We start from the raw sequence: 13,813 nt of genomic DNA on the forward strand, positions 1-13,813 counted from the left end.
AATTGCTTATAATTTTCTGCCGAAAAAACCTTCTTTAAAATACGAAACAATTAAAACTAACCAATTAGCGGTCTTTTATTAATCGAGTTCAGGTTTTAAAGGTTTTTATTAACTTGTCTACTTGCTTTTGATGCTTTTCTGTCTTTAAATAGTACTCAAACTCAACTATAAATGAATAATCTAAATCTTTAAGTAATATTTCATTTTGCTTGAATTTCCATTTGATAAAATCTTTTACATCTTTTAAAATAATAAAAACAGAATGGATAGTTTATTGATTTTCATTAGAATTGAAGATTAAAAGTGGTGTGCCTTTTTTATGGTACTGGCTACAAGTATGGATTTCTTGAAAAGGTAAGAGATAAAATATAGGGAAGCTTTAAGTCTCCTAATTCTAAAGGAAGTTTCTTAGAGAAGTAGGTAAAAACAAAAAAGACTTCACATTTCTGTGAAGTCTTTCGTTTTGTGCTCCCCCTCTTGGGCTCGAACCAAGGACCCTCTGATTAACAGTCAGATGCTCTAACCAACTGAGCTAAGGAGGAAGGCGTATTGCCTTTTAAAGCGGTGCAAATATAGGGCTTAATTTATTTTCTGCAAATATTTTCGAATAAATTTTTCATTATTTTTAGAAAAACTTATCCGCCACTAATTGATAGATATCTTTCCCGAAAGTTAAAGCCATTAGGCTCAATAAGATAATCATCCCTACGGTTTGAACATAACCTGCCGCTTTTTCGCTTAATCTTCTTCCAGTAATCATTTCGGCAATTATAAATAGAGAGTGACCACCATCCAAACCTGGAATCGGAAGCAAATTCATAAACGCCAAACCAATGGAAAACAATGCTGTAAAGTTCCATATAAACTCCCAGTTCCATTCATCTGGCAAAGCTCTGGCAATTCCCACCGGACTTTTTACGTGCTTGTAGGCTTCCGTTTTTGGCCTTAAAATCAGTTTGAAATGTTTTACGTTATAAACCAACAACGACCATGATTCTTTTACAGCTGCTGGAATTGCTTCTCCAACTGTTAGTTGGTTGTTAACTAAATAATCATCCTTCAGTGCTTTTGTTTTTTGTTTGAAGCCCAAAGTACCATCTTTAGTTACTAAAGCCTTGATTTGGATTACTTGTTGGTTTCTGTTTACGTCAAGCATCACAGAATCATTTTTATGTTTCGCCAATTCATCACCAAACTGGTCAAAATACGTCACTTTAATTCCATTGATCCCGACAATGTTATCACCAATTTTAAGTGCGGCTTTCTTTGCATTGGAGTCTGGAAAAATAGAGTCTATTTTTACATTGACCCATCTTGGGCCCATGAATTGTTTTCCTTCTTTCCCAATGATTTCGGCCTTCATTTCATCCGTCAGAACCAAATTTACTTTCTTGTTGTCGCGTTCTACTTGAACATTATCGCCAAGCAAAACATCCAATGCCATTCGGTTGAAATTCGGTTGAAATTTACCATCAACCTCCATGATTTTATCTCCATTTCTGAAACCGGCTTTCTGACCCACTTCACCAAAAACCAATCCGTTTTCTTGAATGCGTTCCGTTGAAATATATTTTTGTCCGTAAGTGCTGTACACAACCGTATAGATGAACCAGGCCAGAATAATGTTTACAATAATCCCACCTAACATAATGATCAATCGTTGCCAAGCTGGTTTAGATCGAAATTCCCAAGGTTGAGGAGGCGTTTTCATCTGTTCAGTGTCCATACTTTCATCAATCATTCCTGAAAGTTTTACATATCCACCAATTGGCAACCATCCAATTCCCCATTCTGTTTCTCCGATTTTCTTTTTTACCAATGCAAAACCAGCATCCATAAAAAGATAAAATTTTTCAATTCTAACCTTAAATATTTTGGCCGCTACGTAGTGTCCAAGCTCGTGAAGAATAACCAATACGGAAAGTATAAATAGGATTTGCCCTAATTGTATCATTTGATTTTATTTTTATAACGCACAAAAGTAATGTTTTCTGTTTATTTATCACGGTATAAAAATTTTCAGTGGTTTTAAATGTTTGTTAATAATAAGGATATGAATTTTTAATATGGAGAATGTCCACTAAATTTACTATCCTAATCAAAAAACAAAATGCAAAAGATTAAAACAGCCCTGCTTTCATTCGGTATGTCGGGAAAGGTTTTTCACGCTCCTTTTCTGGAACTTCACGAAGGCTTTGAGCTTGTTGGTTCTTGGGAAAGAAGCAAACAGCTCATCCGAAAAGAATATCCCAAAACAAAGAGCTATCCAAGCTTGGAAAGCATTTTAGAAGATGATGAAATTGATCTGGTGATTGTGAACACGCCAACCGACACCCATTTTGATTATGCTAAAAAAGCGTTATTGGCAGGAAAACATGTTCTGGTTGAAAAGGCTTTTACCACCACAGTTGCCGAAGCAGAAGAATTGGCAAGTTTGGCAAAGGAAAAAAAATTGAAACTGTCGGTTTTTCAAAACAGAAGATGGGACAGCGATTTCAAAACCGTAAAGGATGTTTTAGACAAGGATCTTTTGGGCGAAATTACAGAAGCCGAATTTCATTTTGATCGCTATAGTCCGAGTTTAAGCATAAAAACACATAAAGAAACACCAAGTTCAGGATCTGGAATCTTGATGGATTTAGGTCCACATCTAATTGATCAGGCTTTGTTTTTGTTTGGTTTCCCTGAGGCTGTTTTTGCCGATTCGAGGATTACCCGAGACCGTTCGGTAGTTGATGATTACACCGATATTTTGCTCTATTATCCCCGCTTTCGCGTAAGATTGAAAGCTAGTTTGTTTGTTAGGGAGGCCATCCCATCTTTTGTCATTCATGGAAAAAACGGCTCGTTCCTAAAAAAGCGTGGCGACATTCAGGAAGATGCTTTAAAAATCGGTAAGAAACCAAATTTAAAAAATTGGGGAACCGAATCCAGGAGCCAAGAAGGTTTGCTCCACACCGAAAGTGGAGGAAAAATCATCCACGAAAATATTCCGACACTTCAAGGAAATTACTATGGTTTTTTTGACGAACTTTATACCTCAATCACCCAAAACACAGAAGAACCGGTTACCGCTCAAGATGGCATCAACACAATGCGGATTATCGAAGGAGCCATAAAAAGCAACAAGCAAAAGCAGGTTATTCAATTATAAGCTACAATCAATGGAGAAAAGACAACTCGGAAATACAGATTTACAAGTGTATCCTATCGCCTTTGGCGGAAATGTTTTTGGATGGACAATAGACGAAAAAAAATCATTTGAAATCTTGAACGGATTTACCCATGCGGGTTTTAACTTCATCGATACCGCTGATGTCTATTCGAGGTGGATTTCAGGAAATAAAGGCGGGGAATCCGAGAAAATCATCGGGAAATGGATGAAGGAAAAGAAAAACAGACACGACATAATCCTTACTACAAAAGTTGGTTCGGATATGGGAAATGGTAAAAAAGGACTCAAAAAAGAATACATTCTAAAAGCCATTGAAGACTCCCTAAAACGACTTCAAACCGATTATTTGGATTTATACCAAACCCATTTCGACGACCTTGAAACTCCAGTTGAAGAAACGCTTGAAGCATACGACACACTTGTAAAACAAGGAAAAATAAGATGGATTGGTGCTTCCAATATGAGTGTAAAAAGGCTGAAAGAATCTTTGGCCGTTAGTGCTGAAAAAGGCTTTCCTTCTTATGAAACCTTCCAGCCACATTATAATTTATACGAAAGAGAAGCCTTCGAAAATGGTTTGGAACCCGTTTGCCTCGGACACAATTTAGGCGTTATCACGTATTACTCGCTGGAAAGCGGATTTCTTACTGGAAAATACCGCTCCAAAGATGATCTTGGGAAAAGTCCGAGAGGTGGCGGTATGGAAAAGTATTTCAACGAAAGAGGTTTCAGGATTTTAGAAGCACTCGACGTTGTAGCAAAAGAATACAATACAACTCCAGCTTCGGTTGCGTTATCTTGGTTGATTCAACGACCATCTGTTACGGCACCAATCGTAAGTGCAACGAGCCTTTCGCAATTAGACAGCATCATTCAAGCACCGGAATTAGATTTGGATGCCAATTCAATTGCACTTCTAACAGCCAATAGTGCTTGGTAGTTATCCTATAAAGTGGTAAATCCAGAAATTTATACTTAAATCTTATAATAGAAATCGATTCCTATTGCTTTAATTTTATAGACCTAAAATAAAGCAGTTATGGAAATGGAACCGATACAATTGAGATTTAAGGACGATGGAAAAATTCCGAACAGTCCGCTTCCGCTTTTGATTTACAAGAATGTATTTTCGGAAGAAAAAGCAGATGCTGATTTTATTACCCAGCATTTTGCCGATAGAAATTGGACAAATTCTTGGAACAACGGCGTTTATGACTACCATCATTACCACAGTAATACCCACGAAGTGATGGGAATTTACAGCGGTTATGCAACACTTCAATTTGGAGGAGAAGACGGCGAAAAAATCACCTTGGAAGAAGGAGATGCTGTTGCAATTCCCGCAGGAGTGGGACATAAAAAGATTGAAGCTTCCTATGATTTTGGTGTAATTGGAGCCTATCCTGACGGAATGGAATACGACATCTTGAAAGGAGAAGAAAGCGAACGACCAAAAGCAGACGAGAACATCAGCAAAGTGCCGCTTCCGGAAATGGATCCTATTTATGGAAAAATGGAAGGATTAATTTCGCTTTGGCGGGAGAAGAAATAACCTCTATTTCACACAACACGAATTGCACTAATTTTCACAACTTGATTTAGTGGAAATTAGTGCAATTCGTGTTGGTTTTTTTCCACTGCTAACCCTCAAAACCGCTTTCTAAAAAAAAGTTGTAATTTTGCACCAAAATGCAGAAGATGGTCAAGATAGGCAATATAGAATTACCCGATTTCCCTTTATTATTAGCTCCGATGGAAGACGTTAGCGATCCGCCTTTTCGCAGATTGTGCAAGCTTCATGGTGCCGATTTGATGTACAGCGAGTTTATCTCTTCTGAAGGATTGATTCGTGATGCCATAAAAAGCCGTCAGAAATTGGATATTTTCGATTATGAACGTCCTGTCGGCATCCAGATTTTTGGTGGAGATGAAGAAGCAATGGCAATGTCGGCAAAAATCGTTGAAGCAGTAAACCCAGATTTGATTGATATTAATTTTGGGTGTCCGGTGAAAAAAGTCGTTTGCAAAGGAGCTGGAGCCGGAGTTTTGAAAGATGTAGATTTGATGGTTCGATTGACAAAAGCCGTTATCCGAAGTACTCATCTTCCTGTAACGGTGAAAACACGTTTAGGTTGGGACGAAAATTCCATCAACATCGATGAAGTTGCCGAACGATTGCAGGATATTGGTGTTCAGGCTTTGACCGTTCATGCACGAACTAGAGCCCAAATGTATAAAGGTCATTCCGATTGGAGCCATATCGAAAGAATAAAAAACAACCCAAGAATTACAATGCCCATTTTTGGAAACGGCGATATCGATTCTCCAGAAAAAGCATTGGAATATAAAAATAAATTTGGTCTTGACGGAATGATGATTGGTCGTGCTGCAATTGGATATCCTTGGATTTTCAATGAAATCAAGCATTTTTTTGAAACCGGAGAACATCTGCCAAAACCAAATATTGAAGATCGAGTGGAAGCCGCCAGAAACCATCTGCAATGGGCAATGGACTGGAAAGGCGAAAAACTTGGCATCTTGGAAACAAGAAGACATTACACAAATTACTTCAAAGGATTGCCTAACTTCAAGGAGTTCAGATCAAGAATGGTTTCAAGCGAAAACCCTGAATTCATCTTCGCTACTTTTGACGAAGTCTTGGAAAGATATAGCGGAATGGAATTGGTATAAAAATAAAAAAGGTGAAATTGCTTTCACCTTTTTTGCCCCAAATCTACCATAAACTTAACCTACTAATGTTATGGTAGACCAAATGTATTATGCTGGTTATGAACTAACAAAAAAATCCGATGAACTGCATATTAAATCCGATGAACTGCATATTTAGTTGCTTTTAATAGGCTCTGGCATCGTTTCCTTCATAGAAATTGATGAAGGCCTTGTTCACAACTCTGTTTCCTCCTGGTGTCGGATAATCTCCTGTAAAATACCAATCACCTAAATTTTTAGGGCATGCTTTGTGCAAATCTTCAACCGTTTGGAAGATGATCTTTACTTCGGCATTGATTTCTGGAGAACTCAACATTTCAGCAATCTTATCCGATATTTCCTGTGGTTGGAAAGGAGCATAAATTTCGGTTACATAATTTACAACCTCATCATCATTGAGATTTTCTTGGGTTTTACATTTTTTGTAAACGTCTTCTACAACATGGTATAAATTTCTTTCTTTCAACAAATCCAATGCTGCTCTAAACGCTACAAGACCTTCCAGTTTTGCCATATCAATTCCGTAGCAATCAGGATAGCGGATTTGTGGTGCCGATGAAACTACAATAATGCTTTTCGGTTTCAAACGGTCCATCATTTTGATGATACTCATTTTTAGAGTCGTTCCACGAACGATACTGTCATCAATAATCACCAAATTATCGGTTGGTTTGATAACGCCGTACGTAACATCGTAAACGTGTGCCACTAAATCATCACGGCTGCTATCTTCAGTGATAAAGGTTCTTAGTTTTGCATCTTTTATCGCTACTTTTTCCGTTCTGATTTTTACAGACAATAATTCCTGCAAACTATCCTTCGTTAAAGTATCTTTATTTTCTAGAATGTAATTATTCTTTCTTTGGTTTAAGAAATCCTGAGCCGCTTCCACAATTCCATAGAAAGAAGTTTCGGCTGTATTGGGAATATAAGAAAAAACGGTGTTGTCTGTATCATTGTCAATTGCTTTCAAAACCGCTGGCAAGATCAACTTTCCAAGGTCTTTTCTTTCCTGATAAATTTCGGCATCACTACCTCTTGAAAAATAGATCCTCTCAAATGAACATGCTTTTTTTTCAGTTGGTGTAATGATTTCCTCTTCGGTAACTTTTCCGTTTTTCTTGATGATCAAGGCATGACCCGGTTGAAGTTCTTGAATTTTTTCGAATTCAAGATTAAAAACCGTTTGAATCACAGGTCTTTCCGAAGCAACGACTACAATTTCATCATCTTCATAAAAATAAGCCGGACGAATTCCTGCTGGATCCCTGAAAACAAATGCATCTCCGTGACCGAAAAGTCCCGCCATTGCATAACCGCCATCCCATCCTTTTGATGCTCTTTTCAAAATTTTCTTAACATCCAATCTTTCGGCGATTACTGGAGAAGCTTCTCTTTTTGAAAGTCCTTCGTTTTTGCAATCCAAGTACAAATCGGTAACTTCATCATCTAGAAAATGACCAATTTTTTCCATAACGGTAACGGTATCAGCCATTTCTTTGGGATGCTGACCCAATTCAACCAAACTGTTGAAAAGTTGGGTAACATTCGTCATATTAAAGTTTCCGGCTACGATAAGATTTCTGTGCATCCAATTGTTCTGACGAAGAAATGGATGAACGCTTTCGATGCTGTTCTTGCCAAAAGTTCCATATCGAACATGACCTAAAAACAATTCCCCGATATAAGGAATATTTCTTTTTTGAGCCGCAACATCATCAGCATATTCTGGATGAGAAGCCAATTCTTCATTGATCCTGTCATTGATTTGAGCAAAAACATCTTGAATTGGTTGAGGGTCATTCGATCGAACTCTGCTAATGTATCGTTCTCCAGCTTCGACATCAAGTTTTATACTTGCAAAACCCGCTCCGTCTTGACCTCTGTTGTGTTGTTTTTCCATAAGGAGATACATTTTTTGTATCCCGTAGAAAGCCGAACCGTATTTTTCCTTGTAAAACTCGAGTGGTTTTTTTAATCTTAAAAGGGCAATACCACATTCGTGTTTAATTGAATCGCTCATTGTGTTGTAGTTGTTGTGTAGTTATTATCATTAAACACAGATTTCACAAATTATCACAGATGCTGTTTGGGGCAATTTTTGAATCTGGTTTTGTTTATTTTTAATCAAAAACGCCCCGTTTCCGAGGCGTGATTTTTCTATTGTAATGCTATATCAAATTGTGTCAAGGCTCTGAACTGTTTCAGCCTGTTCACAACTTCTTCTTTATCAAGATCAACCATTCTTTCGGTTCCGAATTTTTCCACACAGAAAGAAGCAAGGTTTGAACCGTAGATGATGGCGTTTTTCATGTTCTCGAAAGAAATGTTTTCGCTTTGCGTAATGAATCCTGCAAATCCTCCTGCAAAGGTGTCTCCAGCTCCTGTCGGGTCAAAAACTTCTTCAAGTGGCAATGCTGGTGCAAAGAAAACCTCTTTATTATGGAACAATAATGCTCCGTGTTCTCCTTTTTTGATCACCACGTATTTTGGTCCCATCGTATGGATTTTGGCAGCAGCCTTAACAAGAGAATATTCTCCCGAAAGTTGGCGGGCTTCCTCATCGTTGATGGTAATAACATCAACTCTTTTGATCACGTCTAATAATTCCGGCAAGGCACAATCCATCCAAAAATTCATAGTGTCTAGGACCACTAATTTGGGTTGGGTTTCCATTTGATCCAGAACACTGCTTTGAACCAATGGATGCAAGTTTCCTAGCATTACCACATCAGAATTTTTAAAATCCTGTGGCACTTTTGGTTGAAAATCTGCCAAAACGTTTAATTCTGTTGCAAGTGTATCTCTTGAATTCAAATCGTTGTGGTAGCGACCGCTCCAAAAGAAGGTTTTTCCTTCAGGAACGATTTCCAAACCTGAAATATCAATATTTCTTTCGGTCAATAAATCCAAATGTTCTTGTGGAAAATCGTCTCCAACTACTGAAACAATTGCTGATTTTAGATTAAAAAAAGAAGCTGATAGTCCGATGTATGTGGCAGCTCCACCTAAAATCTTATCCGTTTTCCCGAAAGGAGTTTCAATAGCGTCGAAAGCGACTGTCCCGACAATTAGCAATTTATTCATTTTTTACTTTTGGAATTAGGGTGCAAAGATACTTCATAACTTACAAAGTTGCAACGTTTTGAAATTGTAAAGTTTTACTAAATTATTTAACTGAAAAACAGTATTTTACAATAATTTTTCACCTTGTTTTTCATAAAAAGCATCAACCGAAAGTTCATCACCAAGCGAAGCCATAACGGCAAGTTCATCACAACGTTCGTTTTGAGGGTGGTTGTTATGGCCTTTGATCCATTTGAAATCTACTTGATGTTTGCGGTAAATTTTGAGGAAACGCATCCATAGATCAGGGTTTTTCTTGCCTGCGAAACCTTTTTTCTCCCAACCAAAAACCCATTTCTTCTCGACAGCATCCACTACATATTTAGAATCGGAAATAACCAGGACCTTTGTACCTTGAACTTTCAGTTTTTCCAAACCTACAATTACGGCCAAAAGTTCCATTCGGTTATTGGTCGTCAAGCGAAAGCCTTCGTAAAATTCTTTCTTATAAGGTTTTCCAACCCATTCCATCACTACGCCATAACCGCCATTTCCAGGGTTTCCTTTTGCAGCTCCGTCTGTATATATATGAACTTGATGCATAGCAACTTTTTAATCGGTATTATCAACTATCTTAACTAAAAACCATGAATTCTTTTTACAAGTAAAAATATATTCAATATTAATTGGATTGTTGATACCTCGTTTATAACAAGAAACGCTGTCAGTTTCTTTCTTTATGATAATTTCATAAGTATCATTTGTTCTTCTTGTGTTATGTTGAAAATAAATGGCTTCAAAAGACTCTTCATCAATCATATTTTCCATCATGTCAAGTGGAAAATCTTCATCAGAATAGTATTTCATAATTGGAAAATCCACATGCTTTTTTTGGAACAGACTATCAGTTGCGAATTTTTCAAAAAAGGAATCGAAATCTTCTTTGCATGTACTCTGAATCTTACCTCCTCGTCCACAACCCGTAAGGCAAATAAAAACTAAAAACAATATATGTTTCATACTTTTGATATTTTTAAAAGCTTTTCAATGACTTGAGGGAAGTATTCTTGTTCCAACTCGTGCACTTTCGCGGCTATTTCTTCTGCCGAAAGGCAATCTGTTATCGACACTTTTTCTTGAGCGATAAATTCGCCTTCGTCATAATGTTCATTTACATAATGGATGGTAATTCCGGTTTCAGGTTCTTTATTTTCGAGAATAGCCTTGTGAACGTGCATTCCATACATTCCTTTCCCACCATATTTTGGCAACAATGCAGGATGGATGTTGATGATTTTGTTGGGATATGCTTCAATTATATTTTGAGGAAATTTCCATAAAAATCCTGCCAAAACAATCAAGTCGGGTTGGAATTCATTCACTTTATTCAGGACAATTTCGCTGGAAAGTTCTTCTTTTGAAAAAACAAAATGCTCAACATTCAGGTTTTTTGCTCTTTCTAAGACTTTCGCATTTGGATTATTAGAAAAAACAGCAACCACTTTGGCCGTTTTGGTTTTATTAAAATGCAAGATGATATTTTCGGCATTGGTTCCTGAACCCGAAGCAAATATTAGGATGTTTTTCATTTTGTGGCTGGAATTATTACGCAAAAAAAAGAATAATAAATGATAATAAATAAATTTTAGAGGCCTTTGTGAAATAAATTTTATAAATTAGTACTCATATTTATTAACTAAAACGTGGTTTTAAAATAAAGTTTTTTATTTTTGCCAACAAATTAAATTTTAAAATTAAAGATTATGTCAGACATTGCATCAAGAGTAAAAGCGATTATCGTAGACAAATTAGGCGTTGACGAAAACGAAGTTGTATTAGAAGCAAGCTTCACAAATGATTTAGGAGCTGATTCATTAGACACTGTTGAGCTTATCATGGAGTTCGAAAAAGAATTTGATATTCAAATTCCAGACGACCAAGCGGAAAACATCGCTACTGTAGGTCAGGCTATTTCTTACATCGAAGAAGCTAAAAAATAATAAAATCACACCCGAGCTTTAAAAATTCCAAAAATTGAAAATCCAAATCCCAGTATTGGAATTTGTTATTTGAATATTGGGATTTTATAAATCGGGTGTTATTATTTTTTTTTAAATTGAAATTACAGATTGAAATTCAATCAACCAAATAAAAATATTGTGTAATACCTATGTCTTTTTATGATTTAACATAGAAGAAAACATAGGTATTATTTGTTTAGATAGAAACTATAAAATTATACGTATGGTATTAAAGCGGGTTGTTGTAACAGGATTAGGTGCTCTTACTCCTATTGGAAATTCCATAGAAGAATACTGGAATGCGTTGATCAGTGGTAAAAGTGGTGCTGCTCCAATAACATATTACGATACTGAAAAGCATAAAACAAAATTTGCCTGCGAAGTAAAGAACTTCAATATTGAAGACTATATGGATCGTAAGGAATCCCGCAGATTGGACAAATTTGCTCAATATGCTATTGCTGCAAGTGACGAGGCAATCAAAGATGCCGGACTTACGGATGACAATGTTGACAAATACAGAGTAGGTGTAATTTGGGGTGCAGGAATCGGCGGATTGGAAACCTTCCAAGACGAAGTGATGTACTATGCCAAAGGTGACGGAACTCCAAAATTCAACCCTTTCTTTATCCCGAAAATGATTGCCGATATAGCTCCAGCTCATATCTCTATGAGAAATGGCTATATGGGACCAAACTATACAACTGTTTCTGCCTGTGCTTCTTCGGCAAATGCCTTGATTGACGCTTTCAACTACATCCGTTTAGGAATGTGTGATGTCATCGTTTCAGGGGGTTCTGAAGCAGCAGTTACAATCGCAGGAATGGGCGGATTCAACTCTATGCATGCTCTTTCTACAAGAAACGAAACTCCTGAAACAGCTTCGAGACCTTTTGACGCTACTCGTGACGGATTTGTTTTGGGTGAAGGTGCTGGTGCTTTGGTTTTGGAAGAATACGAACATGCAAAAGCCCGTGGAGCAAAAATCTATTGCGAAATTGGCGGAGGCGGAATGTCATCAGATGCTTATCACTTGACCGCTCCACATCCAGAAGGAATTGGTGTTATCGCAGTAATGAAAAACACTTTGAGAGATGCAGGAATGAATCCAGAAGATGTAGATCACATCAACACACACGGAACTTCAACACCTCTTGGTGATGTTGCAGAATTGAAAGCAATTAGTGCTGTTTTTGGCGATCATGCAAAAAACATCAATATCAATTCTACAAAATCAATGACAGGACATTTACTTGGTGCTGCAGGTGCGATTGAAGCTATTGCCTCTATTTTAGCCATGAAATACGGTATTGTTCCTCCAACAATCAACCATGAAGTTGTAGACGAAAACATTGACCCATCATTGAATTTGACACTAAACAAACCTCAAAAAAGAGAAGTAAATGTGGCAATGAGCAACACCTTTGGTTTTGGTGGTCACAATGCTTGCGTTTTGTTCAAAAAAATAGCAGAATAATCTTAATGAGCTTTCTCAAAAAAATATTTGTAAAATCCCGTTCTCAAGAAGACGGGTTTTTTTTTAATGAAATTGAAATAATCCTTGGCTTCAAGCCAATAAACCTCGATTGCTACAGAAAAGCGTTCACGCATCGATCGCTAAACAAGCTTGACAAAAACGGAAAGCCCATTAGTTATGAGCGTCTTGAATTTCTAGGAGATGCCATGCTAAGTTCTGTCATTGCTGCACATTTGTTTAACAAAGTTCCTTCTGGAGATGAAGGCTATCTTACGAAAATGCGTTCAAAAATAGTAAGCCGTGAACATTTGAATGAACTTGGAAGAGATTTGAACCTCATCCGATTTGTAGAAAGCAAAGTGCCAACTCAACATTTTGGCGAAAACATCCACGGAAATATCTTTGAAGCTTTGGTTGGAGCCATCTATCTCGATCAAGGTTATCCACAATGCGAAAAATTCATACAGAAAAGAGTCATTGAACCTTATGTTGATATTGCCCGTTTGGAAGGAAAAGTTATCAGCTACAAAAGTTTACTTATTGAGTGGTGTCAAAAGGAAAAGAGAACGTTTCATTATGATGTTTTTGAAGACAATGCCATCACAGGTGAACGACTTTTTGGCGTTAAATTAAGCATTGATGAAAAAGTAATTGCAAAGGCAAGAGCTACATCAAAAAAGAAGGCAGAAGAAAAAGCTTCCCAAAGGGCTTATTTTGCATTTCAAGAAAAAATTAACACAAAATAAAATCAAATCCTCAAAACTATATCGTTTTCGTTGATAAATTAACGTTAAGTTCAATTTATTACTCTTTTTTATGGTTTAGAAATACTATATTTACGGCTTATTTTGTATCAAAAAATGGCCATCCATAAATTATACATTGATGAATTTGACGAAATTGATTATGAATTAATTGCAATTCATACTTCATTAGAAGATTATCGTCTTGCCTATTTCATCAATCAAAAATTGCCCATTATTTTGAATAAATGTAAAGAGGAAATTCAGATTACGACCAAGAATGGCGAAACCTATTTTTCAAAATACAAATATGAAAATTTAAAAGAGGAAGTTTGCTGGAGCCTTATTCAGAATAAAAATGAAATTACGGTTCAAGACAAGAGTAAAGAAACCAATTTATTTACAAATTCAGTTTTAGAAATTTCAACCAATGTTTATTTTTTACCCGAATTCAAAAAAGTAGATTATTTTTTGAAAGTAGAAAATGCGGAAGAAACCATAGAATTAATTATTAATAACATAAATACAATTGATAGGGTTTCAACGGTTTATAAAGTTGAAACCGATAAAATCAAATCAAAAAACAATTTAATTTTTTAAA

At 36.5% G+C, this 13,813-nt stretch carries 15 protein-coding genes and 1 tRNA gene; 8 read left to right on the plus strand and 8 right to left on the minus strand.

What is annotated here, in order from left to right; all coding sequences use genetic code 11:
* Nucleotides 1–88 precede the first annotated feature (88 nt).
* The 3 genes from J2X31_RS14840 to rseP form a co-directional block, all read right to left on the minus strand.
* The gene (locus J2X31_RS14840) at nt 89–268 is read right to left on the minus strand and encodes a phage integrase SAM-like domain-containing protein (protein ID WP_310027855.1); all 180 of its coding nucleotides are present in this window, start codon (nt 266–268) and stop codon (nt 89–91) included.
* A gap of 200 nt (nt 269–468) precedes the next feature.
* Nucleotides 469–542: transfer RNA gene (locus tag J2X31_RS14845), tRNA-Asn, on the minus strand.
* A gap of 83 nt (nt 543–625) precedes the next feature.
* Entirely contained in the window at nt 626–1,954 is a 1,329-nt protein-coding gene (gene rseP / locus J2X31_RS14850; RefSeq protein ID WP_310027709.1) for an RIP metalloprotease RseP, read from the minus strand.
* Nucleotides 1,955–2,110: 156 nt separating this feature from the next.
* On the opposite strand from rseP, the gene J2X31_RS14855 reads away from it, so the two are divergent.
* From J2X31_RS14855 to dusB, 4 genes are all read left to right on the plus strand, one after another.
* Nucleotides 2,111–3,154: a Gfo/Idh/MocA family oxidoreductase gene (locus tag J2X31_RS14855; protein ID WP_310027710.1), complete on the plus strand. Its 1,044-nt coding sequence runs from the start codon at nt 2,111–2,113 to the stop codon at nt 3,152–3,154.
* A 10-nt stretch (nt 3,155–3,164) separates the two neighbouring features.
* Complete coding sequence (locus J2X31_RS14860) at nt 3,165–4,115, plus strand: aldo/keto reductase (RefSeq protein ID WP_310027711.1); 951 nt, start codon at nt 3,165–3,167, stop codon at nt 4,113–4,115.
* A 99-nt stretch (nt 4,116–4,214) separates the two neighbouring features.
* Nucleotides 4,215–4,727 (plus strand): cupin domain-containing protein, encoded by a 513-nt coding sequence (locus tag J2X31_RS14865; protein ID WP_310027712.1) that lies wholly within the window; start codon nt 4,215–4,217, stop codon nt 4,725–4,727.
* 146 nt (nt 4,728–4,873) lie between these two features.
* Nucleotides 4,874–5,866: a tRNA dihydrouridine synthase DusB gene (gene dusB, locus J2X31_RS14870; RefSeq protein WP_310027713.1), complete on the plus strand. Its 993-nt coding sequence runs from the start codon at nt 4,874–4,876 to the stop codon at nt 5,864–5,866.
* A gap of 163 nt (nt 5,867–6,029) precedes the next feature.
* On the opposite strand, the gene J2X31_RS14875 is transcribed toward dusB, so the two are convergent.
* The 5 genes from J2X31_RS14875 to purN form a co-directional block, all read right to left on the minus strand.
* A complete protein-coding gene (locus J2X31_RS14875; protein ID WP_310027714.1) occupies nt 6,030–7,928 on the minus strand; it encodes an amidophosphoribosyltransferase in 1,899 nt (632 codons plus the stop codon).
* A gap of 137 nt (nt 7,929–8,065) precedes the next feature.
* Nucleotides 8,066–8,992, minus strand: coding sequence for a PfkB family carbohydrate kinase (locus tag J2X31_RS14880; protein WP_310027716.1), 927 nt, complete (start codon nt 8,990–8,992; stop codon nt 8,066–8,068).
* A 105-nt stretch (nt 8,993–9,097) separates the two neighbouring features.
* Entirely contained in the window at nt 9,098–9,574 is a 477-nt protein-coding gene (gene rnhA, locus J2X31_RS14885) for a ribonuclease HI (RefSeq protein ID WP_310027717.1), read from the minus strand.
* A gap of 9 nt (nt 9,575–9,583) precedes the next feature.
* Entirely contained in the window at nt 9,584–9,991 is a 408-nt protein-coding gene (locus tag J2X31_RS14890) for a DUF4348 domain-containing protein (RefSeq protein ID WP_310027718.1), read from the minus strand.
* Nucleotides 9,988–10,560 (minus strand): phosphoribosylglycinamide formyltransferase, encoded by a 573-nt coding sequence (gene purN, locus J2X31_RS14895; RefSeq protein ID WP_310027719.1) that lies wholly within the window; start codon nt 10,558–10,560, stop codon nt 9,988–9,990. Before purN ends, J2X31_RS14890 begins: the two co-directional genes overlap by 4 nt.
* A 174-nt stretch (nt 10,561–10,734) precedes the next feature.
* Between purN and J2X31_RS14900 the strand changes: the two genes are divergently transcribed.
* The 4 genes from J2X31_RS14900 to J2X31_RS14915 all read left to right on the plus strand — a co-directional run bounded on the left by J2X31_RS14900 (nt 10,735) and on the right by J2X31_RS14915 (nt 13,812).
* Nucleotides 10,735–10,971 (plus strand): acyl carrier protein, encoded by a 237-nt coding sequence (locus J2X31_RS14900; RefSeq protein WP_014082856.1) that lies wholly within the window; start codon nt 10,735–10,737, stop codon nt 10,969–10,971.
* Nucleotides 10,972–11,215: 244 nt separating this feature from the next.
* Entirely contained in the window at nt 11,216–12,469 is a 1,254-nt protein-coding gene (fabF, locus tag J2X31_RS14905; protein WP_310027721.1) for a beta-ketoacyl-ACP synthase II, read from the plus strand.
* Between the two features lie 5 nt (nt 12,470–12,474).
* A complete protein-coding gene (gene rnc / locus J2X31_RS14910; RefSeq protein ID WP_310027724.1) occupies nt 12,475–13,215 on the plus strand; it encodes a ribonuclease III in 741 nt (246 codons plus the stop codon).
* A gap of 114 nt (nt 13,216–13,329) precedes the next feature.
* Nucleotides 13,330–13,812 (plus strand): IPExxxVDY family protein, encoded by a 483-nt coding sequence (locus J2X31_RS14915; RefSeq protein ID WP_310027725.1) that lies wholly within the window; start codon nt 13,330–13,332, stop codon nt 13,810–13,812.
* Nucleotide 13,813 lies beyond the last annotated feature (1 nt).

It is taken from the genome of Flavobacterium arsenatis, from assembly GCF_031456785.1.
Classification (GTDB): Bacteria; Bacteroidota; Bacteroidia; order Flavobacteriales; family Flavobacteriaceae; genus Flavobacterium; species Flavobacterium arsenatis.

What these genes read in the sequence shown, in the direction of transcription:
- rnhA (WP_310027717.1), bottom strand. Translation starts at nt 9,574, where the DNA reads ATGCATCAAGTTCATATATATACAGACGGAGCTGCAAAAGGAAACCCT.
- J2X31_RS14855 (WP_310027710.1), top strand. Translation starts at nt 2,111, where the DNA reads ATGCAAAAGATTAAAACAGCCCTGCTTTCATTCGGTATGTCGGGAAAG.
- rseP (WP_310027709.1), bottom strand. Translation starts at nt 1,954, where the DNA reads ATGATACAATTAGGGCAAATCCTATTTATACTTTCCGTATTGGTTATT.
- J2X31_RS14860 (WP_310027711.1), top strand. Translation starts at nt 3,165, where the DNA reads ATGGAGAAAAGACAACTCGGAAATACAGATTTACAAGTGTATCCTATC.
- rnc (WP_310027724.1), top strand. Translation starts at nt 12,475, where the DNA reads ATGAGCTTTCTCAAAAAAATATTTGTAAAATCCCGTTCTCAAGAAGAC.
- J2X31_RS14890 (WP_310027718.1), bottom strand. Translation starts at nt 9,991, where the DNA reads ATGAAACATATATTGTTTTTAGTTTTTATTTGCCTTACGGGTTGTGGA.
- J2X31_RS14900 (WP_014082856.1), top strand. Translation starts at nt 10,735, where the DNA reads ATGTCAGACATTGCATCAAGAGTAAAAGCGATTATCGTAGACAAATTA.
- dusB (WP_310027713.1), top strand. Translation starts at nt 4,874, where the DNA reads ATGGTCAAGATAGGCAATATAGAATTACCCGATTTCCCTTTATTATTA.
- J2X31_RS14880 (WP_310027716.1), bottom strand. Translation starts at nt 8,992, where the DNA reads ATGAATAAATTGCTAATTGTCGGGACAGTCGCTTTCGACGCTATTGAA.
- J2X31_RS14915 (WP_310027725.1), top strand. Translation starts at nt 13,330, where the DNA reads ATGGCCATCCATAAATTATACATTGATGAATTTGACGAAATTGATTAT.
- J2X31_RS14875 (WP_310027714.1), bottom strand. Translation starts at nt 7,928, where the DNA reads ATGAGCGATTCAATTAAACACGAATGTGGTATTGCCCTTTTAAGATTA.
- fabF (WP_310027721.1), top strand. Translation starts at nt 11,216, where the DNA reads ATGGTATTAAAGCGGGTTGTTGTAACAGGATTAGGTGCTCTTACTCCT.
- purN (WP_310027719.1), bottom strand. Translation starts at nt 10,560, where the DNA reads ATGAAAAACATCCTAATATTTGCTTCGGGTTCAGGAACCAATGCCGAA.
- J2X31_RS14865 (WP_310027712.1), top strand. Translation starts at nt 4,215, where the DNA reads ATGGAAATGGAACCGATACAATTGAGATTTAAGGACGATGGAAAAATT.